This window comes from Hydrogenophaga taeniospiralis CCUG 15921 (assembly GCF_001592305.1).
Classification (GTDB): domain Bacteria; phylum Pseudomonadota; class Gammaproteobacteria; order Burkholderiales; family Burkholderiaceae_C; genus Hydrogenophaga; species Hydrogenophaga taeniospiralis.
Map to the genome: position 1 here is coordinate 68,009 of NZ_BCWR01000010.1, position 22,255 is coordinate 90,263.

The 22,255-nt window shown below is 68.6% G+C and carries 20 protein-coding genes; 7 read left to right on the top strand and 13 right to left on the bottom strand.

Annotated features, from left to right (window positions below; translation table 11 throughout):
- Positions 1 to 8 precede the first annotated feature (8 nt).
- The 11 genes from HTA01S_RS13440 to HTA01S_RS13490 form a co-directional block, all read right to left on the bottom strand.
- On the bottom strand, positions 9 to 968 hold the full coding sequence (locus HTA01S_RS13440; RefSeq protein WP_068172334.1) for a sugar kinase: 960 nt from the start codon (positions 966 to 968) through the stop codon (positions 9 to 11).
- Positions 965 to 2,473 (bottom strand): mannitol dehydrogenase family protein, encoded by a 1,509-nt coding sequence (locus HTA01S_RS13445; RefSeq protein ID WP_068172337.1) that lies wholly within the window; start codon positions 2,471 to 2,473, stop codon positions 965 to 967. The genes HTA01S_RS13440 and HTA01S_RS13445 overlap by 4 nt, the downstream gene beginning before the upstream one ends.
- 19 nt (positions 2,474 to 2,492) lie before the next feature.
- Positions 2,493 to 3,704 carry a D-mannonate dehydratase ManD gene (manD, locus tag HTA01S_RS13450; protein ID WP_068172340.1) on the bottom strand — a complete coding sequence of 404 codons (1,212 nt, stop codon included), beginning with the start codon at positions 3,702 to 3,704 and terminating at the stop codon, positions 2,493 to 2,495.
- A gap of 18 nt (positions 3,705 to 3,722) precedes the next feature.
- A complete protein-coding gene (locus tag HTA01S_RS13455) occupies positions 3,723 to 5,246 on the bottom strand; it encodes a UxaA family hydrolase (RefSeq protein ID WP_068172344.1) in 1,524 nt (507 codons plus the stop codon).
- On the bottom strand, positions 5,243 to 6,649 hold the full coding sequence (locus tag HTA01S_RS13460; RefSeq protein WP_068172347.1) for a TRAP transporter large permease: 1,407 nt from the start codon (positions 6,647 to 6,649) through the stop codon (positions 5,243 to 5,245). The genes HTA01S_RS13455 and HTA01S_RS13460 overlap by 4 nt, the downstream gene beginning before the upstream one ends.
- A gap of 13 nt (positions 6,650 to 6,662) precedes the next feature.
- Positions 6,663 to 7,274: a TRAP transporter small permease gene (locus tag HTA01S_RS13465; RefSeq protein WP_068172350.1), complete on the bottom strand. Its 612-nt coding sequence runs from the start codon at positions 7,272 to 7,274 to the stop codon at positions 6,663 to 6,665.
- A gap of 10 nt (positions 7,275 to 7,284) precedes the next feature.
- Positions 7,285 to 8,253: a sialic acid TRAP transporter substrate-binding protein SiaP gene (locus HTA01S_RS13470; RefSeq protein WP_068172352.1), complete on the bottom strand. Its 969-nt coding sequence runs from the start codon at positions 8,251 to 8,253 to the stop codon at positions 7,285 to 7,287.
- A gap of 42 nt (positions 8,254 to 8,295) precedes the next feature.
- Positions 8,296 to 9,309 (bottom strand): L-idonate 5-dehydrogenase, encoded by a 1,014-nt coding sequence (locus HTA01S_RS13475; protein ID WP_068172355.1) that lies wholly within the window; start codon positions 9,307 to 9,309, stop codon positions 8,296 to 8,298.
- Positions 9,306 to 10,025: a FadR/GntR family transcriptional regulator gene (locus tag HTA01S_RS13480; protein WP_068172359.1), complete on the bottom strand. Its 720-nt coding sequence runs from the start codon at positions 10,023 to 10,025 to the stop codon at positions 9,306 to 9,308. Before HTA01S_RS13480 ends, HTA01S_RS13475 begins: the two co-directional genes overlap by 4 nt.
- A gap of 206 nt (positions 10,026 to 10,231) precedes the next feature.
- Positions 10,232 to 11,002 carry an ABC transporter permease gene (locus tag HTA01S_RS13485; protein ID WP_407656110.1) on the bottom strand — a complete coding sequence of 257 codons (771 nt, stop codon included), beginning with the start codon at positions 11,000 to 11,002 and terminating at the stop codon, positions 10,232 to 10,234.
- Positions 10,999 to 11,991, bottom strand: coding sequence for an ABC transporter ATP-binding protein (locus HTA01S_RS13490; RefSeq protein WP_068172758.1), 993 nt, complete (start codon positions 11,989 to 11,991; stop codon positions 10,999 to 11,001). Before HTA01S_RS13490 ends, HTA01S_RS13485 begins: the two co-directional genes overlap by 4 nt.
- Before the next feature lie 240 nt (positions 11,992 to 12,231).
- Between HTA01S_RS13490 and HTA01S_RS13495 the strand changes: the two genes are divergently transcribed.
- The 4 genes from HTA01S_RS13495 to HTA01S_RS13510 all read left to right on the top strand — a co-directional run bounded on the left by HTA01S_RS13495 (position 12,232) and on the right by HTA01S_RS13510 (position 17,181).
- The gene (locus HTA01S_RS13495) at positions 12,232 to 14,019 is read left to right on the top strand and encodes a monovalent cation:proton antiporter-2 (CPA2) family protein (RefSeq protein WP_068172362.1); all 1,788 of its coding nucleotides are present in this window, start codon (positions 12,232 to 12,234) and stop codon (positions 14,017 to 14,019) included.
- Positions 14,020 to 14,278: 259 nt separating this feature from the next.
- On the top strand, positions 14,279 to 15,346 hold the full coding sequence (locus HTA01S_RS13500) for a hypothetical protein (protein ID WP_068172365.1): 1,068 nt from the start codon (positions 14,279 to 14,281) through the stop codon (positions 15,344 to 15,346).
- A gap of 75 nt (positions 15,347 to 15,421) precedes the next feature.
- Positions 15,422 to 16,546, top strand: coding sequence for a sensor histidine kinase (locus HTA01S_RS13505; RefSeq protein ID WP_084236099.1), 1,125 nt, complete (start codon positions 15,422 to 15,424; stop codon positions 16,544 to 16,546).
- Positions 16,543 to 17,181 (top strand): response regulator transcription factor, encoded by a 639-nt coding sequence (locus HTA01S_RS13510; RefSeq protein WP_068172370.1) that lies wholly within the window; start codon positions 16,543 to 16,545, stop codon positions 17,179 to 17,181. The genes HTA01S_RS13505 and HTA01S_RS13510 overlap by 4 nt, the downstream gene beginning before the upstream one ends.
- A gap of 113 nt (positions 17,182 to 17,294) precedes the next feature.
- Here the strand turns inward: HTA01S_RS13510 and HTA01S_RS13515 are convergent, their stop codons facing one another.
- Positions 17,295 to 18,110 (bottom strand): helix-turn-helix domain-containing protein, encoded by an 816-nt coding sequence (locus tag HTA01S_RS13515; protein WP_068172766.1) that lies wholly within the window; start codon positions 18,108 to 18,110, stop codon positions 17,295 to 17,297.
- Positions 18,111 to 18,357: 247 nt separating this feature from the next.
- On the opposite strand from HTA01S_RS13515, the gene HTA01S_RS13520 reads away from it, so the two are divergent.
- The 3 genes from HTA01S_RS13520 (at position 18,358) to HTA01S_RS13530 (ending at position 22,020) form a co-directional block, all read left to right on the top strand.
- Positions 18,358 to 19,830 (top strand): alanine/glycine:cation symporter family protein, encoded by a 1,473-nt coding sequence (locus HTA01S_RS13520; protein ID WP_068172768.1) that lies wholly within the window; start codon positions 18,358 to 18,360, stop codon positions 19,828 to 19,830.
- Positions 19,827 to 20,849 (top strand): type I asparaginase, encoded by a 1,023-nt coding sequence (locus HTA01S_RS13525; RefSeq protein WP_068172373.1) that lies wholly within the window; start codon positions 19,827 to 19,829, stop codon positions 20,847 to 20,849. Before HTA01S_RS13520 ends, HTA01S_RS13525 begins: the two co-directional genes overlap by 4 nt.
- A gap of 76 nt (positions 20,850 to 20,925) precedes the next feature.
- Positions 20,926 to 22,020: a PA0069 family radical SAM protein gene (locus HTA01S_RS13530; protein WP_068172376.1), complete on the top strand. Its 1,095-nt coding sequence runs from the start codon at positions 20,926 to 20,928 to the stop codon at positions 22,018 to 22,020.
- On the opposite strand, the gene HTA01S_RS25275 is transcribed toward HTA01S_RS13530, so the two are convergent.
- The gene (locus HTA01S_RS25275) at positions 22,017 to 22,241 is read right to left on the bottom strand and encodes an oxidoreductase-like domain-containing protein (protein ID WP_279338460.1); all 225 of its coding nucleotides are present in this window, start codon (positions 22,239 to 22,241) and stop codon (positions 22,017 to 22,019) included. The genes HTA01S_RS13530 and HTA01S_RS25275 overlap by 4 nt on opposite strands.
- Positions 22,242 to 22,255: the final 14 nt, after the last annotated feature.

Below are 22,255 nucleotides of genomic sequence, written 5' to 3' on the forward strand. Positions count from 1 at the left end.
CCTTCGGTTCAAACAATGTCGTGTTCTGAAAGCTCGCGGCGGGAGGGCAGGCCTTCCATGTCGCCGATGACCTGCAGGGCGCGCGAGGCGATCCAGTTGGCACGGTGCAGGGCCTGTGGCCAGGCCAGGCCTTCGAGGCGGGCGCTGATGATGCCCACCGCAAACGCGTCGCCCGCGCCCACGGTGTCCACCACCACGGGCACAGGCACACCGGCCACCTGGCCCTGTTCGCCGCTGGCGGTGCGGAAGTAGGCGCCCTCGGCACCCAGCTTCACCACCACCGCCTTCGCGCCCCGGTCGATGTACCAGGCAGCGATGTCGGCGGGGGTGCTCTGACCGGTCAGCAGCTTGCCCTCGTCGTGGCCGGGCAGCACCCAGTCGGCGTGCCGGGCCAGGTCGTTCAGGGTGTCGCGCATGGTGGCGGTGTCGGGCCACAGGCTGGGGCGCAGGTTGGGGTCGAACGAGACGCTGCGCCCCGCGCCGCGCAGGGTCGTCATGGCGTGGGCCACCAGCTCGCGGGCCGCGGGCGACAGGGCAGGGGTGATGCCGGTGGTGTGCAGGTGCCGGGCTTTGAGTGCGTAGCCGGGTTGGAGGTGTGCCACGCTGAGCTGGCTGGCGGCTGAGCCGCGCCGGTAGTACTCGATGGCCGGGTCGCTGCCGTCCATGCTGCGCGACTTGAGCATGAAGCCGGTGGAGCGGTTCGGGTCCACCTCCACCTGCGAGGTGTCCACACCTTCGGCTTCAATGGTCTGGCGCACATAGCGGCCAAACGAGTCGGCCCCCACGCGGCTGACCCAGCCCACCTGGAAACCCAGGCGCGCCAGGCCGATGGCCACGTTGCTGTCGGCCCCTGCCAGCCGTTTGCTGAAGGTCTGCACCCTCTCCAGCGGCCCGGGCTCCTGGGCGACCAGCAGCGCCATGGTTTCGCCCAGGGACAAGACGTCGAGGTGGTCGGGAAGCATGTTCATGCGCCCAACTCCCCACGGTTCACGGCCACCAGCGTGGCCTGCACGCCGCGTGTCTGCAGCGACTGCAGGGCCTTCAGAAGGGCGGCCGCCAGCGGCGCGTTGCCCGCCAGATCGCCGAACACCGGCGCATAGGACAACATGGCCTGCACGGCGTCGATGCTCGCGCCCTGGCCCAGAGTGTGCTGATGCAGCGCCGTCAGTTCGGTGGCCTGGGGGTCGTCGATGGGGTAGGGCCGGCCCAGTTCGTCCACGCCGCGCAGGTAGTGCATCCAGGCCGCAATGCCCAGCGCCATGCGGGGCACGGGCAAGCCGGCGGCCAGCCGGTCGCGCACGGTGCCGAGCAGGCGCTGGGGCAGCTTCTGCGAGCCGTCCATGGCGATCTGCTGCGTGCGGTGCGCCAGGGCCGGGTTGGCGTAGCGGGCCAGCAGGTTGGCGCGGTAGGCGGGCAGGTCCAGGCCGGGCAGTTCGGCCAGGGTGGGTTCGATTTCATCGCGCATCAGGGCTTCGATGTGCTCGCGCAACGGCGCCTGGGCGATGGCTTTGTCTACCGTCTGCCAGCCCGCCATGGCGCCCAGGTAGGCGATGCTGGAGTGCGTGCCGTTCACCATGCGCAGCTTGAGCCGCTCGAAGGGTTCGGCGTCGGCCACGAAGCGCGCGCCGCCCAGCGTCCAGTCGGGGCGGTCGGCGGCGAAGTGGTCTTCCACCGCCCAGTCGAAGAAGGGTTCGCCCAGCACGGGCCAGCGGTCTTCACAGCCCAGCGCCTGGCTCACGGCGGCGCGGTCGGCGTCGGTGGTGCGGGGCACGATGCGGTCCACCATGGAGCAGGGGAAGCGGCATTCGGCGGCGATGCGCTGGGCCAGCGCCGGGTCCACCGCTTCGGCAAAGCGCAGCACGGCACCGCGCAGCACACGGCCATTGGCGGGCAGGTTGTCCAGCGACATCAGCGTGAGCGGCCCATGGCCGCGCGCGTGGCGCAGCTGCAGCCCAACCACCAGCATGCCGATGGCCGAGCGCGGCGCTGCCGGGTGGGCCAGGTCGTGGGCGATGTCCGGGTGGTCCAGCCGCAGCGCGCCCGTGGCCGGGTCGTGGCAATAGCCTTTTTCGGTGACGGTCAGGCTCACGATGCGGGTGTCTGCCGCCGCGATGGCGTCCAGCACCGCCTGGGGGTTCTCGGGGGCCACCAGCAGGCTGCGTACCGCACCGATCACCTGCAGGCGCTGGCGCGGCTGGCCCTGCGCATCGGCGTCGCGGATCGCCAGGGTGTAGAGGCAGTCCTGCGGCTCCAAGGCGTCGCGTGTGTCGGGCTGGCGCAGCGACACGCCGACGATGCCCCAGCGCAGGTCACCCGCGGCCAGGGCTGCCTCGGTGGCGGCGGCCAGGTGGGCGCGCATGAAGGCGCCGATGCCCAGATGCACGATGCCGGTTTTCAGTGCCGTGCGGTCGTAGGTCGGGCGGGCCACTTCGCTGGGCAGCGTGGCCAGGTGTTGGGAGTGAAGCCGGTTCATGGATGGTTCGTGGGAGGGGTTACCAGTTGGTCAGCGTGCCGTCGTGCTGCAGGCGGTTGACAGGCAGGTAGGCGCGCTTGTAGGGGTACTTCGCAGCCAACGCTTCGTCGATGGTCACGCCATGGCCGGGCGCTTCGCCGGGGTGCATGAAACCGTCCTTGAAGCTGTAGGCGTGGGGGAACACGGCGTCGGTCTCGTCGGTGTGGCGCATGTATTCCTGGATGCCGAAGTTGGGCACCCAGAGGTCGAAGTTGAGCGCGGCGCCCATGCACACGGGTGAGAGGTCGGTGGCGCCGTGCGAGCCGGTGCGCACCTGGTAGAGCGCGGCCAGATCGGCGATGCGGCGCAGGTGGGTGATGCCGCCCGCGTGGACCACGGTGGTGCGGATGTAGTCGATCAGCTGGTTCTGGATCAGGTCCTTGCAGTCCCAGATGGTGTTGAAGATTTCGCCCACGGCCAGTGGCGTGGTGGTGTGCTGGCGGATCAGCCGGAACGATTCCTGGTTCTCGGCCGGCGTGGTGTCTTCCAGCCAGAACAGGCGGAAGGGCTCCAGGTCCTTGCCCAGGCGCGCCGCCTCGATCGGTGTGAGGCGGTGGTGCGCGTCGTGCAGCAGGTGGATGTCGGGGCCGACGGCGGCGCGCACCTTGTCGAACAGTTCGGGCGTGTGGCGCAGGTATTTTTCGGTGGACCAGTCGTGTTCGCTGGGCAGGTCGGCATCGGCCGGTTCGTAGAACATGGTGCCGCGGCCCACGCCGTACACCTTCTCCAGACCGGGCACGCCGCTTTGCGCGCGGATGGCCTTGTAGCCCATCTCCTTGTAGCGCAGCACCTCGTCCACGGTCTGGCTGATGTCCTTGCCGTTGGCGTGGCCGTAAACCATGACCCCGGTGCGGCTCTTGCCGCCCAGCAGCTGGTACAGCGGCATGTTGGCGGCCTTGGCCTTGATGTCCCACAGCGCCGTGTCCACGCCCGCGATGGCGCTCATGGTCACCGGGCCGCGGCGCCAGTAGGCACCCTTGTAGAGGTACTGCCAGATGTCTTCGATCTGCTGCGGGTCGCGCCCGATCAGGCAGGGAATGACGTGGTCGGTGAGGTAGCTGGCCACGGCGAGTTCGCGGCCGTTGAGCGTGGCGTCGCCGATGCCGGTCAGGCCTTCATCGGTCTCGATCTTCAGGGTCACGAAGTTGCGGCTGGGCGCGCAGACGATGACTTTGGCGGCGGTGATCTTCATGGTCTTGCTCTGAAGGGTTTACATGACGGCGCCCAGCGCCCAGGGCACGAACTCGTTCTGGCCGTAGCCGTGTTGTTCGCTCTTGGTCTTGCGGCCCGAAGCGGCGGCCAGCATCTCCTGGAAGATGCGTTCGCCCAGCTGTTCCACGCTCTCGCTGCCGTCGATGACGGTGCCGCAGTTGATGTCCATGTCTTCCTCTTGCTTGGCCCACAGCGCGCTGTTGGTGGTCAGCTTGAGCGACGGCGAGGGCGCGCAGCCGTAGGCCGAACCGCGCCCGGTGGTGAAGCAGATCAGGTTGGCCCCACCCGCGACCTGGCCGGTGGCCGACACCGGGTCGTAGCCCGGCGTGTCCATGTAGACAAAGCCTTTGGCGCTGATGGGCTGGGCGTATTCGTACACGTCCACCAGGGGTGTGGTGCCGCCCTTGGCGATGGCGCCCAGCGACTTCTCCAAGATGGTGGTCAGGCCGCCGGCCTTGTTGCCGGCAGACGGGTTGTTGTCCATCTCGGCGTGGTGGCGGCTGCAGTAGTCGGTCCACCAGCGCAGGCGGGCTTCGAGCTTGTCGGCCACGGCTTGCGACACCGCGCGCTGCAGCAGCAGGTGTTCACCGCCATAGATTTCGGGCGTTTCGGACAGCACGGCCGTGCCGCCGTGGCGCACCACCAGGTCCACCGCCGCGCCCAGCGCCGGGTTGGCGCTGATGCCGGAGTAACCGTCGGAGCCGCCGCACTGCAAACCCACCACCAGGTGGCTGGCGGGCACGGGCTGGCGCTGCACGGCGTTGGCTTCGGGCAGCAGGGCTTGCACCGCCTCGATGCCCCGCGCCACGCTTTTGGCGGTGCCGCCCGTGTCCTGGATGCTGAAGGTCACCAGCTTGGCGCCTTCGCGCAGGTCTTCCTGCGCCAGCAGGCCCTGGATCTGGTTGGTCTCGCAGCCCAGGCCGACCACGATGACTGCCGCAAAGTTCGCGTGCCGCGCGTAGCCGGCCAGCGTGCGGCGCAGCACGTGCAGGCCCTCGCCTTCGCTGTCGGTGGCACAGCCCGCACCGTGGGTCAGGGCCACCACGCCGTCCACGTTCGGGAACGCGGCCAGCGCCTCGGGGTGGATGTCGCGGCGGAAGTGGTCGGCAATGGCGCGGGCCACCGTCGCCGAGCAGTTCACGCTGGTCAACACGCCGATGTAGTTGCGCGTGGCCACCCGGCCATCGGGGCGCACGATGCCGTCGAAAGTGGCGGGCGTGTCCACATAGGCCACTGGGCGCACGTCGCCGCCCACGGTGTGGCCACGGTCGAAACGGCTGAAGGCCAGGTTGTGCGTGTGCACGTGCTGCCCGGGCGCGATGGCCTGGGTGGCGGTGCCGATGATCTGGTTGTAGCGCCGCACCGGCTCGCCCGCCGCGATGGCGCGCACCGCGATCTTGTGGCCCGGCGGCACCAGGCCCGACACGGTGATGCCTTCGGTGTCGATGCGCGTGCCGCCCAGCAGCTGCTGGCGGGCGATGACGACGTCGTCGTTGGGATGGATACGGATAACAGGGTTCATTTCAACAGTCCCATTTGCTGCGGCAGCCACAGCGTGAGGGCGGGGATGTAGGTGATGGCGATGAGGCCAACGATCAGCGGAATCAGCCAGGGCAGGATGGCCATGGTGGCGCGCTCCACCGAGAGCTTGGAGATGCGCGCCAGCACGAACAGCACCATGCCCAGCGGCGGTGTCATCAGGCCGATCATCAAGTTCAGCGTCACGATCAGACCGAACTGGACCGGGTCGATGCCCAGCTTGAGCACGATGGGCAGCAGGATGGGCACCAGGATGGTGATGGCGGCGATGGTGTCGATGAAGCAGCCCACGAACAGGATCAGCAGGTTGGCCAGCAGCAGGAACACCCACTTGTTGCTGGTGATGGAGAGGATCCAATCGGCCAGGGCCTGCGCGGCCTGTGTGGTGGTGAGCAGCCAGGCGAAGATGGACGCGGCGGTGACGATGAACAGCACCGAGGCCGTGGTTTCGATGGTGTCGAAGGTGGCTTGCGCCAGCGTCTTGAGGGTCATGGAGCGGTAGCGCACCAGGCCCAGGAACAAGGCCCAGAGCACCGCGGCCACGGCGGCCTCGGTGGGCGTGAACCAGCCCATGGTCATGCCGCCGATCAGGATCACCGGTGCCATGAGGGCCAGCACGGCGGAGAAGTTGTAGCGCCAGTCCAGCGCCAGCAGCACCACGAACGCCGTGATGGCCGCCACGTTCACCGACGCGCCGGCTTTCACGGCCAGCCACACCGCCATGGGGAAGGCCAGCACGACCAGGACCTCCAGCCCGGCGCCGCCCAAGCGGCCCCAGTGGAAAGCCACGTCACCGCCCCAGCCATGGCGGTGGGCGAAGAAGGCCACGGTGAGCATCATCAGCGCCGTGAGAAACAGGCCCGGCAGGATGCCGGCCACGAACAGCGCGCCGATGGAGACGTTGGCCATCATCCCGTAGATCACGAAGGGCAAGGACGGCGGAAAGATCGGCCCCAGCGTGGACGAAGCGGCGGTCACGCCCACCGCGAATTCGGTGGAGTAGCCATGGTCCTTCATGGCCTTGATCTCGATCGAGCCCAGGCCTGCGGCATCGGCGATGGCCGTGCCCGACATGCCCGAGAAGATCACCGAGCCGACGATGTTGACCTGCCCCAGGCCGCCCTTCATCCAGCCCACCAGCGCGATCGCGAAGTTGTAGATGCGGCCCGTGATGCCGGCGATGTTCATCAGGTTGCCGGCCAGGATGAAGAAGGGCACCGCCAGCAACGGGAAGGACTCGATGCCGGAGATCATGCGCTGCGCCAGCACGATGTCGGGCACGCTGCCCGAGACCAGGATGTAGATCAGCGAGCCGCCCGCCATGGCCACGGCCACCGGCAGGCCGCAGAGCATCAGCCCCACGAAGGAGAGGATCAGGATCAGCATGGAGGGAGTCCGTTCAATGGGGCAGGCCGTCGAAGAAGCCAGGGTTCTGCAGTGGCGAGAAGCCGCGCCGCCAGTTGTTCACCGCCACCTGCACGCCGCGCACGGTCATCAGGGCAAAGCCGGCAAAGGCCAGCCAGTACACGTAGCTCTTGTTCCAGTCGATGGTGGTCATGGGCTCGTTGTCCACCGCCAGCGCGTAGCGCGCCACCAGCCAGCTGGCGTAGCCGTAGAAGGCGATGGCCACCAGGTCCACCAAGGTGGACAGCGCCCGACCGGCAGCGGTCGGCAGGTGGCTGTACACCAGGTTGACCTGGATGTGCCGCACCCGCCGCACGCACATGGACGCGCCGATGAACACCACCGGCATCAGGCAGTACACGGCCAGTTCCTCGGTCCAGGCGAACGAGTCGTTCAACACGTAGCGGCTGAAGAACTGCAGGAACACCAGGCCGGCCATGGTCCAGAAGAAGCCCAGGCAGACCCAGTCCTCGATGCCATAGCCCGAGAGGTTCACCGTGTGCTGGTCGGCCTCCGCGAAGCTGGCCACCAGCGCCTGCGCGCTGGACTCGACCGGATGCGACTCCGCTGCACCACCCGCAGCCGGCAGAGCGCTGTGAAGGGACATGCGGTTCGCCTTACTTCACGGCCTGGATGCGGTCCCAGTCGGCCTTCTGGTAGCCGAACTGCTCGAAGGCCACGTTCTTCAGCACGGTGTCGCGGAACTCGCCGGTGTCCACCGCGGTCACGCTCACGCCTTTGCCGCGGAACACGTCGGCCAGTTGCTTTTCGCGCGCGGCCACTTCTTTCGATGCCTTGGCCGCGGCTTCCTGGGTCACCTCAACGAACATCTTCTTGTCGGCGTCCGACAGCTTCTTCCACAGGCCGCCGGCCACCACGGTGTTCAGGTGGTCCACGATGTGGCCGGTCAGCACGATGTGCTTCTGCACCTCGAAGAACTTTTTGGCTTCGATGGTGGGCAGCGGGTTCTCCTGGGCCTCCACGGTGCCGTTCTGCAGCGCCAGGTACACCTCGGCGAACGCGATGGGCGAGGTGTTGGCACCGCAGGCGCGTGGCATGGCCAGGTAGGCCGGCACGTCGGGCACGCGCATCTTCAGGCCCTTCATGTCGGCGCACTTGGTGATGGGCCGGTTGCTCGTGGTGTGGCGCGTGCCGTAGTAGGTGGTGGCGATGATCTCGTTGCCGCTCTTCTGCTCGTAGCCCGCCGTCAGCTCTTTGTAGATGTCGCTCTTGGTGTAGGCCAGCAGGTGGTCCACGTCGCGGAAGGTGTAGGGGTAGTAGGTGACCCCGATGCGCGGGAAGGCCTTGGCCGCGAAGCTGGAGCCGGAGATGATGATGTCCACCGTGCCCAGACTCAGGCCCTGGTTGATGTCGTTTTCCTTGCCCAGCTGTGAGGCGGGGTACACGTCGATCTGGTAGCGGCCGCCGCTGCGCTTCTTGATTTCGTCGGCCGCCCACACGGACGCCGTGTGGAACGGTTCGGAGGTTTCGTACACGTGGGCCCACTTGAGCTTGGTCTGGGCGAAGGCGGGGGCGGCGACCACGAGGCTCGCGGCCAAGGTCAGTGTGAGGTGCTGGAATTTCATGGCTTGTCTCCTGTGTTTGTTGAATGCGGTGCCAGCCCGCCCCTAGCCGGGGATGAGCTGCACCTTGGTGCTGCGGCTGCGGTCCAAAGCCAAATCGAAAGCCGCCTTCGATTCGCTGATCGGGATCTGCGCGCTGATGAGCGGGCGCACGTCGGCGCGCCGGCTGCGGATGGCCATCACGGCCCAGTCGAATTCGATGTCGGCGCGGAACGCACCCACGTAGTCCAGCTCGCGGGTCATGATGTCGTTGGCCGGGAACGGCAGCTCGGGCGGCAGCGTGCCCACCTGCACGATGCGACCACCGCGCCGTACCGCCGACAGGCAGCCCGCGAGCGCAGCGGGGTGGCCCGCCGCTTCGATCGCCACATCGACCTGGCCTTGCCATGCACGGGTGTCGGGCTGCGCTTCGTCGGCGCCCACGGTGAGCGCCATGGCGCGCGCCCTGTCGCTCGGGTCGCTGCACAGCACACGGCCGGCGCCGGCCAGCCGCGCCGCGATCACCGCCATGCAGCCAATGGTGCCCGCGCCCGTCACCAGCACCGTGGCGCCCAGCACAGTGCCGGCGCGGCGCACCGCGTGCAGCCCGACCGACAGCGGCTCGGCACAGGCGATCTCGCCCAGGCTCACGTCCCCGTCCACCGCCGTGAGCTGCGACTCGGCCACCACGAACTGTTCTCTGAACAGGCCCGGCAGGTGCGGAAAGATCGCCGCGCTGCCCAGGAACACCATCTGGTCGCAGAGGTTGCTGCGGCCCGCGCGGCAGGCCGGACACGCGCCACAGGGGTGGGCCGGGTTCACGGCCACCTTCTGGCCCGGCCGCACCCGCGTGACGCCCGCCCCGATGGCTTCGACCACGCCCGAAGCCTCGTGGCCGGGAACGAAAGGCGCCCGGATGGCGAACGCGCCCGCGCGACCGTGCTGGTAGTAATGCAGGTCAGAGCCGCAGATGCCGCCCGCGCCCAGGCGCAGGCGCACCTGGCCGGCCCCCGGTTCGACCGGTGCCAGGGTTTCCACGCTCAGTTGCAGAGGGCCGTGCAGGGTGCAGGCAAGGCTCATGCGGTGCTCTTGGGGGTTTCGGTTTCGGTGGGCGCCGTCCAGCCAGCCGAGAAGCGCTCGTGGGAATGTTCCAGATGGCTGCTCATGGCGGTGCGCGCGGCCTGTGGGTCGTGGCGCTCGATGGCCTTGACCACGGCCCGGTGCTCGGCCACCGCCTGTTTCCAGGTGGTTTCGCGCTCGAAGTGGCTGCCCAGGCGCGCAAACAGCGGCCCATTGCGTTCGTCGAACAACTGGGTGACGACGGCCAGCAAGGGGCTGTTGTCGCTGGCCTGGGCGATGCGCAGGTGGAAGTTGCGGTCGCCACGGATCGGCAGCGTGCGCGCGGCGATGTCGCTTTCCATCTCGCGCAGGCTCTCTTCCAGATCGGGCACCAGGGTGCTGTCTTCGCTGCGCGCGGCCACGGCGGCCAGTTCGCATTCGATCAGCTGGCGCGCCCGGATGATCTCCAGAGGACCGTGGGCGTTGTCCAGCCGGCGCACCGGCTCGCGGGCAATGACCACGATGCCCGAGCCCACCCGCACCTCGATGAGCCCCTGGACTTCGAGCGCGATCAGTGCCTCTCGCACGGACGGCCGCGACACGCCCATCTTCAGCGCCAGATCGCGCTCGGCCGGCAGGCGCGAGCCCACCGCGAATTCGCCGCTCTGGATGAGCTGGCGCAACTGATCGGCAATCTGGCGGTAGAGCCGGCGCGGTTCGATGGGTTGGAAGGGCATGGGTGCTGATTTGGTCAATTGGTCAGACCAATTGACCGCAGTGTAGGCCGCGCCGGAAGCCGGGTGTGTTCGGGTTTACCCGGGTAGGATGGGGAAAGCGGGCCGCGCCGCGAGCGCGAAAGGGCGCGGCCAACCCCAAAAGCCAAAGAAAAAGGGCCAGACCCCGGAAGGTCTGGCCCTTGGCAAGGGAAGCCAGGGAAAGAAGCTCAGCGCCGGATGCGGTGCCCGGTCTTGAACACCCACCACACCACGGCCAGGCAGGCGAGCATGAACATCAGCGTCATGCCGGTGCTGACGGCAATGTGCACGTCGGCCGCGCCGTAGAAAGCCCAGCGCAGGCCGCTGATGAGGTAGACCACCGGGTTGAACAGCGAGACCGTCTGCCAGGGTTCGGGCAGCATGTTGATGCTGTAGAACGCGCCGCCCAGGAAGGTCAGCGGGGTGATGATGAGCAGCGGGATCACCTGCAGCTTCTGGAAGCTGTCGGCCCACAGGCCGATGATGAAACCGAACAGGCAGAACGTGACGGCGGTGAGCACGAGGAAGCCCACCATCCACACCGGGTGCGCGATCTGATAGGGCACGAACACGCGCGCCGTGGCCAGGATCAGCAGACCGAGCATGAGGCTCTTGCTGGCCGCCGCGCCCACGTAGCCGAGCAGCACCTCCACCCAGCTCACGGGCGCGCTCAGCAGCTCGTAGATGGTGCCGGACCACTTGGGCATGTAGATGCCGAAGGAGGCGTTCGAAATGCTCTCGCTCAGCAGCGAGAGCATGAGCAGGCCGGGGATGATGAAGGCGCCGTAGCTCACGCCGTCGATGTCGCCCATGCGCGATCCGATGGCCGAGCCGAAGACGATGAAGTACAGCGAGGTGGACAGCACCGGCGCCACGATGCTTTGCCCCAGCGTGCGGAAGGTACGCGCCATTTCAAAGTGGAAGATGGCGCGCACGCCGTGCAGATTGATGCGGTTCATGCGAGGGCTTTCTGGGTGTCGTCCTGGCGGCGGGCGTTCGGCTGGTGCACCAGGCTCACGAAGATGTCTTCGAGCGAGCTTTCGCTGGAGTGCAGGTCCTTGAAGTCGATGCCGTGCTCGTTCAGGGCGCGCAGCAGGGCGGCGATGCCGGTGTCTTCCTGCTGGGTGTCGAAGGTGTAGGTGAGGGCGTGGCCGTCGGCGGTCAGGCTCAGCGGCCAGCGGCCCAGGGCCTCGGGCAGTTGCTGCATGGGCTGCTGCAGCGTCAGCGTGAGCTGCTTCTTGCCGAGCTTGCGCATGAGCACGTCTTTTTCTTCCACCACGATGAGTTCGCCCTGGCTGATGACGCCGATGCGGTCGGCCATGTCTTCGGCCTCTTCGATGTAGTGCGTGGTGAGGATGATGGTGGTGCCCGCTTCGCGCAGCGCGCGCACCATGCGCCACATCTCGTGCCGCAGCTCCACGTCCACACCCGCGCTGGGTTCGTCCAGAAACAGGATCTTGGGCTCGTGCGACAGCGCCTTGGCGATCAGCACGCGACGCTTCATGCCACCCGAGAGCGCCATGATCTTGGTGTCCTTCTTGTCCCACAGCGATAGGTCTTTCAGCACCTTTTCGATGTAGGCCGGATCGGGCGCCTTGCCGAACAGGCCGCGGCTGAAGCTCACCGTGGCCCACACGGTCTCGAACGCGTCGGTGTGCAACTCCTGGGGCACCAGGCCGATGGCACTGCGGGCGGCGCGGTAGTCGCGCACGGTGTCGAAGCCGTCGGCCGTCACCGTGCCTTCGCTGGCATTGACCATGCCGCAGATGATGCTGATGAGCGTGGTCTTGCCGGCCCCGTTGGGGCCGAGCAGGGCAAAGATCTCGCCGCGCCGGATGTCGAGGTCCACACGCTTGAGCGCCTGGAAGCCGCTGGCGTAGGTCTTGCTCAGGCCGCGCACGCTGATGATGGTGTCCGCGCCGGGGGCCGTTGCAGGGGTGGGGTTCATGGTGTGCAGGAGGTGTGTGGTGCGCCGCCGTGCGTAGGGCGTGGCCATCGGTGGCCCGGCGGCAGCGGTGTGGGACTGCACTTTATACCGGCATGGGAGCGGCCTTGCAGCGCCGGGGGTTGAGTGGCCCCACGCGTGCACCGGGGGTTGTGTGGCCGTGTGTGGCCATTGCACGCCGATGGCGCGGATGCGGGCCGCAACCCCGACAATGCAGCGCAAACCAATCGAAGGAGACGCTGTATGGCGGTGGAAGGCGGGGGCGGCGATCTGCTGCCGGTGGTGATGTTGCTGGGGGCGGCCGTGGTGGCCGTGCCCCTGTTCAAGCGTCTGGGGCTGGGCTCGGTGCTGGGCTATCTGGCCGCGGGCCTGGCCATCGGGCCGTTTGGTCTGGGCTGGTTCAGCAACCCGCAGACCATCCTGCACACCGCCGAGCTCGACGTGGTGATGTTCCTGTTCATCATCGGCCTGGAGATGCGGCCCTCGCACCTGTGGGGCCTGCGGCGCGCGATCTTTGGCCTGGGCAGCCTGCAGGCGGTGGTCTGCGGCACGCTGCTGACCCTGGTGGGGGTGGCCTTCGGCTTTTCATGGACGGTGTCCTTCGTCAGCGCCATGGGTTTCGTGCTCACCTCCACCGCCATCGTGATGCAACTGCTCGGTGAGCGTGGCGACGTGGCGGCGCCGCGCGGGCAGAAGATCGTGGCCGTGCTGCTGTTCGAAGACCTGCTGATCGTGCCGCTGCTGGCGGTGGTGGCCTTTCTCGCGCCCCACGCCGCGGGCGAGGCGGCGCCGGCCGGCTCGCGCTGGGCCACGGTGGGTCTGGCCGCGGGCGCGGTGGGGGTGCTGGTGGCGGCGGGGCTGTGGCTGCTCAACCCGCTGTTCCGTGTGCTGGCCAACGCCAAGGCGCGCGAGGTGATGACCGCGGCCGCCCTGCTGGTGGTGCTGGGCGCGGCGCTGCTGATGCAGCTCGGCGGCCTGTCCATGGCCATGGGGGCGTTCCTCGCTGGTGTGCTGCTGTCGGAGTCCACCTTCCGCCACCAGCTGGAGGCCGACGTCGAGCCGTTCAGGGGCCTGCTGCTCGGCCTGTTCTTCCTGGGTGTGGGCATGTCGCTGGACCTGGCGGTGGTGGCGCGCAACTGGGTGCTGATCGTCTCCGGCGTGCTCTCGCTGATGCTGGTCAAGGCGCTGTGCATCTACGGCGTGGCGCGGCTGGCGCGCAGTTCGCACGCCGACGCGCTGGACCGCGCGGTGCTGATGGCCCAGGGTGGCGAGTTCGCCTTCGTGCTGTTCGCCGCGGCGCTGGCCGCGGGCGTGATCGACCCGGTGGTCAACGCCAACATGACTGCCATCGTCGTGCTGTCCATGGCGCTGACGCCGCTCACCGTGCTGCTGCACAAACGCTTTGCGTCACCCGCCGAGGTTTCGATGGAGGGCGTGGAGGCGGTGAGCGAGCGCAGCGCCAACGTATTGATCATCGGTTTTGGCCGCGTGGGCCAGATCGCCAGCCAGGGCGTGCTCGCGCGGGGTGCCACGCTGACCATCATCGACAACGACACGCAGATGATCCGCGACGCGCAGGCCTACGGCTTCAAGGTCTACTACGGCGACGGCAGCCGCGAAGATGTGTTGCACGCGGCCGGCGCGCAGCACGCCTGCGCCATCGTCGTCTGCATCGACGACAAGGCCGCCGCGACGCACATCGCCAAGCTCGCGCAGGCGGCCTGCCCGCAGGCGCGGGTGCTGGTGCGCGCCTTCGACCGCGAGCACGCGCTGGAGCTGGCCAACGTGGGCGCCGACTATTTCGTGCGCGAGACCTTCGAGTCTTCCATGCTGCTCGGCCGCGAGGCGCTGCTGGCCACCGGCGCGAGAGAGGACGAGGCCGACGAGATCATGGAGCGCGTGCGCCGCCGCGACGCCGAGCGCTTCGATCTGGAGGTGGCCGGTGGCCTGTTCGCCGGCCGCGCGCTGATTCTCGGCAACATCGCGAAACGCAACGCCCAGCAGGCCGAAGCGCAGGCGCCTGCCCAGTGAGGTGACGCGCGGGTAGGGCATCTCTCCCCGGTTCGTAGGGAAGCCCTCGTATGGGCAAAAGCCGTGGCTTCTATAGATTCAAAAGCACCCCCCGGGGTCCTCTTTGAAGCCCTCCAACGTGTCGGTGTGCCAGGCTCCTGAAGGCACGCCAGACACCCCCCCAAAAAAAGCAGGCACTCCGGAGTTCTTGCGATGACCCGCCGCCCTGTCCAACGGGTGGCCAAGGCCCATCGCGACTTCTTTCTCCAGGAGTTCGCTCATGCTTCGACGTCAATTCTGCGCGGGCTCTGCCGCGGCCATCGCCACCTTCGCGGGGGTCACCACCCCCGCCCATGCGGCGCTGCCGCCCATCGACGTGGTGACCGCCGTCAAGGCCTTGCGCATCCCGAGCGGCCCGTGGGCCGGCGGCTACGAAATCGCGCCGGCCGGTCGGCTCAACTGGTATTTCACCAACCTTGGCCTGCTGCCCATCGTGCAACTGCTGAGTGCGGCCGACCGGGAGCTCTGCATCCGCCCCTACCTCGACCTCTACCTCAGGACGCTGCGGGACGACGGCACGATCGAGGACGTGAACTTCATCTCGGGCCAGAGCACGAGCGGTGCCTACGCCATGGTGCCCTCCGACTCGGACGATTCCTACGCCGCCACCCTGCTGTCGCTCGCGGTGAAATACCTGCGCGCCAGCCAGAATTGGGCCTGGTGGGACGCGAACAAGGCCAGACTGAAATTCATCGCGTACCGCAACCTCACGGTGATGGTCAAGCCCGACGGCTACACCAGCGTGTTCCAGGCGCCGCGCAACCAGAGCAACAGCATCGGCTACCTCATGGACAACTGCGAGGTCTACCGGGGCCTGCGCGATTTTGCTGCGCTGCTGCGCGAGCGCGGCGAACCGAGCGAAGCCACCTACTACGACTCGTTTGCCACCGGCATCGCCCACGGCATTCTCCGGATCGGCTTCGACAGTGTGCGCGGCGGTTTCACGGTGGGCGACCACACCACACTGGCCGAGACCGGCTTCTACCCGGGCACCACCTGCCAGGTGTTTCCGCAGGCCTTCGGCGTGACCGAGCTGGCGCCGTATTTCGACCGCGGCTACCAGTTCCTGGAAACCTATTCCCCCGGCTGGGCCGATGGGCGCTACGACCCCTACCCCTGGGCGGTGCTGGGCTTTGTCGCGGCCCGGCGCGGCCTCTTCGCGCAGGCGCGCACCCAGACGGCCCTGATCGAGCAGAAGTTTGTCGACAGCCGGGCGCTCGTCACCATCAACGAACTGGGCTTCTACCAGCGCACCCTGCGGGTGCTGGCCGGCCTGTCGGACATCTGAAAGGGGTGGTCCGTTGCCATCTGTTGGGGCGCTGGCGCACAGACGGCACCCGGCTTCGGTCCACACCATCGATCGATGATGCACCTCCCCACATCCCCGTTGCCTGCGCGAGCGCGCCATGCGCCGCCGCAAACGCTGTTCACCCAGGTGCTGGCCCACTTGCCGGAAGGCATCTGGGTCTGCGATGTGCAGAGCCACACCCTACACCGCAATCCGGCGGCCATCGCCATCTGGGCCGGTGTGCGCGATGCCGACGCGAGCCGCTTTCCCGGCTGCCTGGGCTGGTGGGTCGACACCGGCCACCCGATCGGCGACGACGAGTGGGGCAGCAAGCGTGCCCTGAAGGCGGGCGAAGCGGTGCTGGACGAGCGGGTGGAGATCGAGACCACGGAGGGCGTGCGCAAGGTGCTGCTGACCTCCTACATCCCCTTGAAGGGTGGCGGCGGCGCGCGCCCGGCTTGTCTGGTGCTCATCAAGGACATCACCTCGCTGTACCGCACCGAGCAGCGCCTGCGCGGCGCGGAGACCTCGTTGCGCGTGCTGTCGCAGCGGCTGCTGCAGGTGCAGGAAACCGAGCGCCAGCACATCGCGCAGGAGCTGCACGACGACATCGGCCAGGTGGTCGCGGCGATGCGGCTGCACCTCGCGCACATGGCGCACATGGCCGAGGTGGCCGGCGATGGGCCCATGGCCGGGATCGCGACCGATGTGCTGCAGATGTCGGACCAGCTCGGGGCGCGGCTGCGCCAGATCGGTCTGGGCCTGCGCCCTCTGGAGCTGGACGACTTCGGCGTCATGGCCGCGCTGCGCAGCCTGGTCGCTTCACTGGGCCGGCTGCCGGCGCTGCAGGTGCGGCTGCAGGCCGAGGGCGAGGAGCTGCGCTACCCGCCCGCGGTGGAGACTGCGGCCTTCCGCATCGCGCAGGAAGCGCTGAGCAACGCCATGCAGCACAGCGCCTGCACGGCCGTGGAGATCCGGGTGACCATGGCGCCTTCATCGCTGCAGCTCAGCGTCACCGACGATGGTGCCGGCTTCGAGCCGGAACGGGCGCTGTTGGTCGCGCTGCGCGATGGACACATCGGCCTGGCTGGCATGCAGGAGCGCGCCCGCCTGGCGGACGGCTCGTGCGAGCTGCGCTCCGAGATCGGGCGGGGCACCACGGTGCAGGCGGTGTTTCACACCGACGGGGTGGCGCCGTGAGGGTGCTGCTGGCCGACGACCACGCCCTGTTTCGCGCGGGGCTGTCGGCGCTGCTGAACGATCTTCCCGGCATGGACATCGTGGGCGAAGCGGGCGATGGCGCGCAGGCCGTTGAGCTGGCGATCGGCACCCGGCCCGACCTCGTGTTTCTCGACATTTCCATGCCGGTGATGAATGGCATCGTGGCCACCGCCCAGATCAAGGCGGCACTGCCCGACACCCGCGTGATCGTGTTGTCCATGCACCTGAACGAGGACCACATCCGCCGTGCGCTCAGCGCGGGCGCCGACGGTTACATGGTGAAGGACGCGGCACCGGCCGAGCTGAGGCTCGCGGTGCAGGCCATGCGGGTGGGCCAGAGCTACCTGAGCCCGGCGGCCACCTCGCTGCTGATCCAGCAGGCGCTGCCCGCGTTCCGGCTGGCCGACCCGCTGCACGCCCTGACCGCGCGGCAATCCGACGTGCTGCGCCTGATCGCCGAGGGCATGACCTCCAAGGGCATTGCCCGGCTGCTGAAGCTGTCGCCCAAGACCATCGACATCCACCGCACCCAGCTGATGCAGCGCCTGGACATCCACGACATCGCCGGGCTCACGCGCTTTGCGGTGCGCGTGGGACTGGTGGGCTCGGGGTAGTCATTCCAGGGCGCTGCCGGGCCGGCCCGTCCCCGCCCAGAACGCGGTGGAACCGGCTTCGCCGGGCCACTCGCGTTGCCCCCTGGGGGGTGACGCGAAGCGGCGCGGGGGGGTCAAGAGAACCTTGCGCGCAAATGCCACTCGCCGGGCGCGATGTCGTTGGCGATGGCGCGGCGTGTGGCCGCGTCGATGCCGGGGTCGTCCAGCGCGTACAGGCCGCACAGGCGCAGCGCCTGGCGCACGTCGATGCTGCGGCCCAGGTATTCGTACACCACGCGCGCGCAGCAGGGCATGCGCTCGCCGCTGCCCGACACACCCAGGCGCAGGCCGGTCAGGCGTGTGACGCGGTTCTTGTACGAGGGAAACAGGATGGTCTGCGTCATCTCCAGGCCGGTCAGCGTTTCGTAGTCGCACAGGAAGATGCGGTCGGTCAGCAGGTGCACCAGGCCCAGGTACAGGCCGTGGTAGGCCTTGTCGTGCGGGTCCTCGGCCAGGCGCTCGGTGCGCTGGTAGACCACGCGGTCCTCGTGCCGCTCGAACGCGACCAGCGTGCGCAGCACCTGGCCCGGGTAGGCCATGGAGAGGTAGGTCTCGAAGTAGTAGCCCAGAAAACGGTCGAGCCCGGCGGAGCCGATGGCCTTGAGGTGCGCCAGGTGCGGGGCTTCGGGCGTGGTGCTGGCTTCGCTGGCCGGGCGGCGCGGCCGCACCTGCACCAGGCGCTCGAACTGCGCGCTGGGCAGCAGGATCTCGTGCGCTTCCACGCCGAAGAATTCGCACAGGCGGCGCAGGGTGTGGCCGCCGGGGCGGAAGCGCCCGCTGAGGTAGCGGTTGAACTGGGGGCGGTTGATCTCCAGGCGCCGACACACGTCGGCGATCGACGGGTAGTAGCCGCACAGCAGCCGCAGGTTGCGGGCGAAGTCTTCGTTCATGGGGTACCGATGAAAGGTGGTTTGGCGCACTTTGGCGCACATTTTGCTCCATTGGGCGCCAGACTGCGGCGCTGCCGCGAATCCCCCCGGGGGCCTGGCCTTGTTCAAATGCGCCAGCCTGCCAGGGCACCTGGCCTGCGCCCACGAGGCGCCCATTCAACAAGGAGATGCACACCCATGCCAACACTTCACCGCGCGACACGCCCCCAGCGGGCCTCTTCACGGAATTGTTTTGACGGAGGCCGCCATGCTTGATCTGCTCAACGACCTGCTCTGGAGCAAGGTGCTGATCGTGGTGCTGATCGGCCTGGGCCTGTGGTTCACCATCGGCTCGCGCTTCGTGCAGCTGCGCCATTTCGGGCGCATGTTCCGCATCCTGGGCGCGAACCAGGCGTTTGCCAAGGACCAGCAGGGCCATCTCAGTTCCTTCCAGGCGCTGGTGCTGTCGGTGGCCGGGCGCGTGGGCGGCGGCAACATCGCCGGGGTGGCGGTGGCCATCACGCTGGGTGGCCCGGGCGCCGTGTTCTGGATGTGGGTGGTGGGCCTGATCGGCATGGCCACCAGCTACTTCGAATGCACGCTGGCCCAGGCCTACAAGTCGGCCATGCCCGACGGTACCTACCGCGGCGGCCCGGCCTACTACATCGAGCGCGGCCTGGGCGCGCACTGGAAGTGGCTGGCGGTGCTGTTCTCGGCGTTGCTGCTGGTGACCTTCGGTTTTGGCTTCAGCGCGCTGCAGTCGTATTCGGTGGCCACTTCGATGCAGGACGCGTTCGGCATCCCGGTGATGGCCACGGGCGCGGCCCTGGCCATGGTGGTGGGCGTGATCGCCTTTGGCGGCGTCAAGCGCATCACGCAGGTGGCCGAGGTGATCGTGCCGGTGATGGCGCTGGGCTACGTGGCCATGACCCTGGTGGTGCTGGCCATGAACCTGGAGCAGCTGCCCGCGGTTTTAGTCCTCATCGTCAAGAGTGCTTTCGGCCTGGAGCCGGCGGTGGGCGGTGGTATCGGCGCGGCCATGGTCATGGGTATCAAGCGCGGCCTGTTCTCCAACGAGGCCGGCCTGGGCAGCGCACCCAACGTGGCCGCCGTGGCCTACGTGCCGCACCCGGCCAGCCAGGGCGTCGTGCAGGCGTTTTCGGTGTTCATCGACACGCTGATCGTGTGCTCCTGCACCGCTTTCATCGTGCTGCTGGGCGACGTGTACCAGCCCGGCATGGCCACCGAACTGGGTGGCGTGGCGCTCACGCAGGCTTCGCTGGCGGGCCACGTGGGCGAGTGGGGCCGCTCCTTCGTGAGCGTGGCGATGCTGCTGTTCGGCTTCACCACCATCATCTACAACTACTACCTGGGCGAGAACAGCCTGGCCTATTTCGGTGGCGACCGGCGCGCCGTGGTGGCCGGCTACCGCCTGGCCGTGATCGCGCTGTGCGGCTGGGGTGCCACCACCGACCTTGGCACCGTGTTCGCCTTTGCCGACGTGACCATGGGCCTGCTGGCGCTGGCCAACCTGCTGGCCCTGGCGCTGCTGTTCAAGAAAGGCCTGCGCCTCATGCGCGACTTCGACGACCAGATCAACCGCGGCGTGCGCGAGCCGGTGTTTGACGCCCGGCGCTTCGCCGACATGGGCGTGGAACCCCAGGCCTGGGTGCTGGAGCCCCAGGACAGCGCCGCGCTGGCACCGGCCGGCGCCGCGCCCACCGCGCAGGCCGTGCGATGAGCGCGCGCGTCCTCGTTCTCTACACCGGCGGCACGGTGGGCATGGAGCCCTCGCCCGAGGGTTACCGGCCCATGCCCGACTTCGGCGGGCGCCTGCGCGAGACCCTGCAGCGCAGCGCCGGTGACGAACTGCCCGAGCTGGACGTGGTGGCGCTGGAGCGCCCCATCGACAGCGCCAACCTCAGCCCGCTGCACTGGCAGCGCATGGCCGAGCCGCTGCTGGCGAACTGGGACGCGTACACCGGCTTCGTGCTGCTGCACGGCACCGACACCATGGCCTGGAGCGCAGCGGCCCTGTCCTTCATCCTGCAGGGGACGGACAAGCCGGTCATCTTCACCGGCTCGCAGATCCCGCTGCTGCAGCCGCGCAGCGACGCGCCCGCGCACCTGCAGGCCGCGCTGCAGCTGGCCGCGTATCACCGCGTGCCCGAGGTGGGGCTGTGTTTTGGCCGCCACCTCTGGCGCGGCAACCGCAGCAGCAAGATCGCCAGCCAGGCGCTGGACGCGTTCGGCTCGCCCAACTACCCGCCGCTGGCCGATCTGGCCATTGAGCTGCAGGTGCACCCGGAGCGCCTGCTGCGCGCCCCGGCGCAGCAGCGCTTCATCGTGCCCGCGTTCGACCCCCAGGCCGTGGCGGTGCTCAACCTCTACCCTGGCATCAGCGGCCATGTGGTGGACGCGCTGCTGGGCTGTGCCCACGTGCGCGGCCTGGTGCTGCGCAGCTATGGCGTGGGCAACGCGCCCGAGGCCGACCGCTCCTTCATGCAGGCGCTGGAGCGCGCCAGCCAGCGTGGCGTGGTGCTGCTCAACACCACCCTGTGCGCCACCGGCCCGGTGGTGCAGGGCGCCTACGCCACCGGCTCGGCGTTGACGCAGGCGGGCGTGGTGCCCGGCGCCGACATGACGCTGGAGGCCGCCTTCGCCAAGCTGCACGTCTTGCTGGGCACCGAAACCGACCCCGACCGGGTGCGCGAGCGCCTGGGCCAGCCGCTGTGCGGGGAGCTGACGCCAGCCACCTGAGCGACAGACGGTGGGGGCCTGGGCTAGGCGAAAAGACTGGTATTTTGTACAGTATTGGTTTGTACTTCTGCCGCCCATGCCCGACATCCTCATTCCCCTGCACGCCCTCAAAGGGCGCGGCGTGGCGCACCGCCAGCCGCACCGCTTCGAGCGCGACGCGCGCGCCGCGTTCGACGATGGCTGGGGCACGCTGGACGAAGCCCTCGCCCGGGGCGAGGAAGCCACCGCGCCGGCCACCCAGGTGAGCTGGGAAACCGCGAAAAGCGCGATCACCCGCAACGACTCGCCCGACATCGGCTTCAACCAGGGCCTCAACCCCTACCGGGGCTGCGAGCACGGCTGCATCTACTGCTACGCCCGGCCCACCCACAGCTACCTGAACCTCTCGCCCGGGCTCGATTTCGAGACCCGGCTGGTGGCCAAGCGCAACATCGCCGAGCTGTTGCGCGGCGAGCTGCTGCGCCCGGCCTACGTGCCGGAGCTGCTGGTCATCGGCACCGTGACCGATGCCTACCAGCCCATCGAGCGCGAGCTGCGCCTCACGCGCGCCGTGCTTGAGGTGTTGCACACCGCGCACCACCCGCTGGCCATGGTGACCAAGGGCAGCGGCGTCGAGCGCGACCTGGACCTGCTCGCGCCCATGGGCGCGCAGCGCCTGGCCGCCGTGTACGTGACCATCACCACGCTGGACGCGAAGCTCGCGCGCATCCTGGAGCCGCGCGCGGCCGCGCCGCACCGGCGCCTGCGCACCATCCGCACGCTGGCCGAGGCGGGCGTGCCGGTGGGCGTGAGCGTGTCGCCGCAGATTCCCTTCGTCAACGACGACATGGAGCAGGTGCTCGAAGCCGCTTTTGACGCGGGCGCGCGCCGCGCCTTCTACCAGGTGCTGCGCCTGCCCTGGGAGCTGAGCGACATGTTCCGCCAATGGCTGGAGCTGCACTACCCGGACCGCGCCGCGCGCGTGATGGCGCGCGTGCAGGACATGCGCGGCGGCAAGGACTACGACGCCGACTTCGCCACCCGCATGAAAGGCCGGGGCGTCTGGGCCGACCTGCTGCGCCAGCGCTTCGTGAAGACCTGCGACCGGCTCGGCTTCAACCGCGAGCGCGAGGCGCTGGACGCGGGCCAGTTCCGGCCGGCGGCCCTGCGCGGGCAGGGCGATCTGTTCTAGGCCGTTGGGCTGTTCAGCAGCGCCAGCGCGTCGTCGCGCCAGCCGCCCAGGGCGGTGTAGAAGCCTTCCCACACGCAGCCGTTGCAGCCGCGCCCGCAGCAGGTGCTGGGCTCGGGTGGTGGCGGGCGCAGGGCGGTGTCGAGCACGATGCCTCGGCGCAGCGCCAGGCCGCGCAGGTGGGCGATCAGCGCTTGCGCCGTGGGCAGGTCGCCCAGCGGCACGCTGGCCGGTTCGT

Excerpts from the sequence above, each read along its gene's own strand:
- HTA01S_RS13440 (WP_068172334.1), bottom strand. The coding sequence starts at position 968 with ATGAACATGCTTCCCGACCACCTCGACGTCTTGTCCCTGGGCGAAACC.
- HTA01S_RS13445 (WP_068172337.1), bottom strand. The coding sequence starts at position 2,473 with ATGAACCGGCTTCACTCCCAACACCTGGCCACGCTGCCCAGCGAAGTG.
- manD (WP_068172340.1), bottom strand. The coding sequence starts at position 3,704 with ATGAAGATCACCGCCGCCAAAGTCATCGTCTGCGCGCCCAGCCGCAAC.
- HTA01S_RS13455 (WP_068172344.1), bottom strand. The coding sequence starts at position 5,246 with ATGAACCCTGTTATCCGTATCCATCCCAACGACGACGTCGTCATCGCC.
- HTA01S_RS13460 (WP_068172347.1), bottom strand. The coding sequence starts at position 6,649 with ATGCTGATCCTGATCCTCTCCTTCGTGGGGCTGATGCTCTGCGGCCTG.
- HTA01S_RS13465 (WP_068172350.1), bottom strand. The coding sequence starts at position 7,274 with ATGTCCCTTCACAGCGCTCTGCCGGCTGCGGGTGGTGCAGCGGAGTCG.
- HTA01S_RS13470 (WP_068172352.1), bottom strand. The coding sequence starts at position 8,253 with ATGAAATTCCAGCACCTCACACTGACCTTGGCCGCGAGCCTCGTGGTC.
- HTA01S_RS13475 (WP_068172355.1), bottom strand. The coding sequence starts at position 9,309 with ATGAGCCTTGCCTGCACCCTGCACGGCCCTCTGCAACTGAGCGTGGAA.
- HTA01S_RS13480 (WP_068172359.1), bottom strand. The coding sequence starts at position 10,025 with ATGCCCTTCCAACCCATCGAACCGCGCCGGCTCTACCGCCAGATTGCC.
- HTA01S_RS13485 (WP_407656110.1), bottom strand. The coding sequence starts at position 11,002 with ATGAACCGCATCAATCTGCACGGCGTGCGCGCCATCTTCCACTTTGAA.
- HTA01S_RS13490 (WP_068172758.1), bottom strand. The coding sequence starts at position 11,991 with ATGAACCCCACCCCTGCAACGGCCCCCGGCGCGGACACCATCATCAGC.
- HTA01S_RS13495 (WP_068172362.1), top strand. The coding sequence starts at position 12,232 with ATGGCGGTGGAAGGCGGGGGCGGCGATCTGCTGCCGGTGGTGATGTTG.
- HTA01S_RS13500 (WP_068172365.1), top strand. The coding sequence starts at position 14,279 with ATGCTTCGACGTCAATTCTGCGCGGGCTCTGCCGCGGCCATCGCCACC.
- HTA01S_RS13505 (WP_084236099.1), top strand. The coding sequence starts at position 15,422 with ATGATGCACCTCCCCACATCCCCGTTGCCTGCGCGAGCGCGCCATGCG.
- HTA01S_RS13515 (WP_068172766.1), bottom strand. The coding sequence starts at position 18,110 with ATGAACGAAGACTTCGCCCGCAACCTGCGGCTGCTGTGCGGCTACTAC.
- HTA01S_RS13520 (WP_068172768.1), top strand. The coding sequence starts at position 18,358 with ATGCTTGATCTGCTCAACGACCTGCTCTGGAGCAAGGTGCTGATCGTG.
- HTA01S_RS13525 (WP_068172373.1), top strand. The coding sequence starts at position 19,827 with ATGAGCGCGCGCGTCCTCGTTCTCTACACCGGCGGCACGGTGGGCATG.
- HTA01S_RS13530 (WP_068172376.1), top strand. The coding sequence starts at position 20,926 with ATGCCCGACATCCTCATTCCCCTGCACGCCCTCAAAGGGCGCGGCGTG.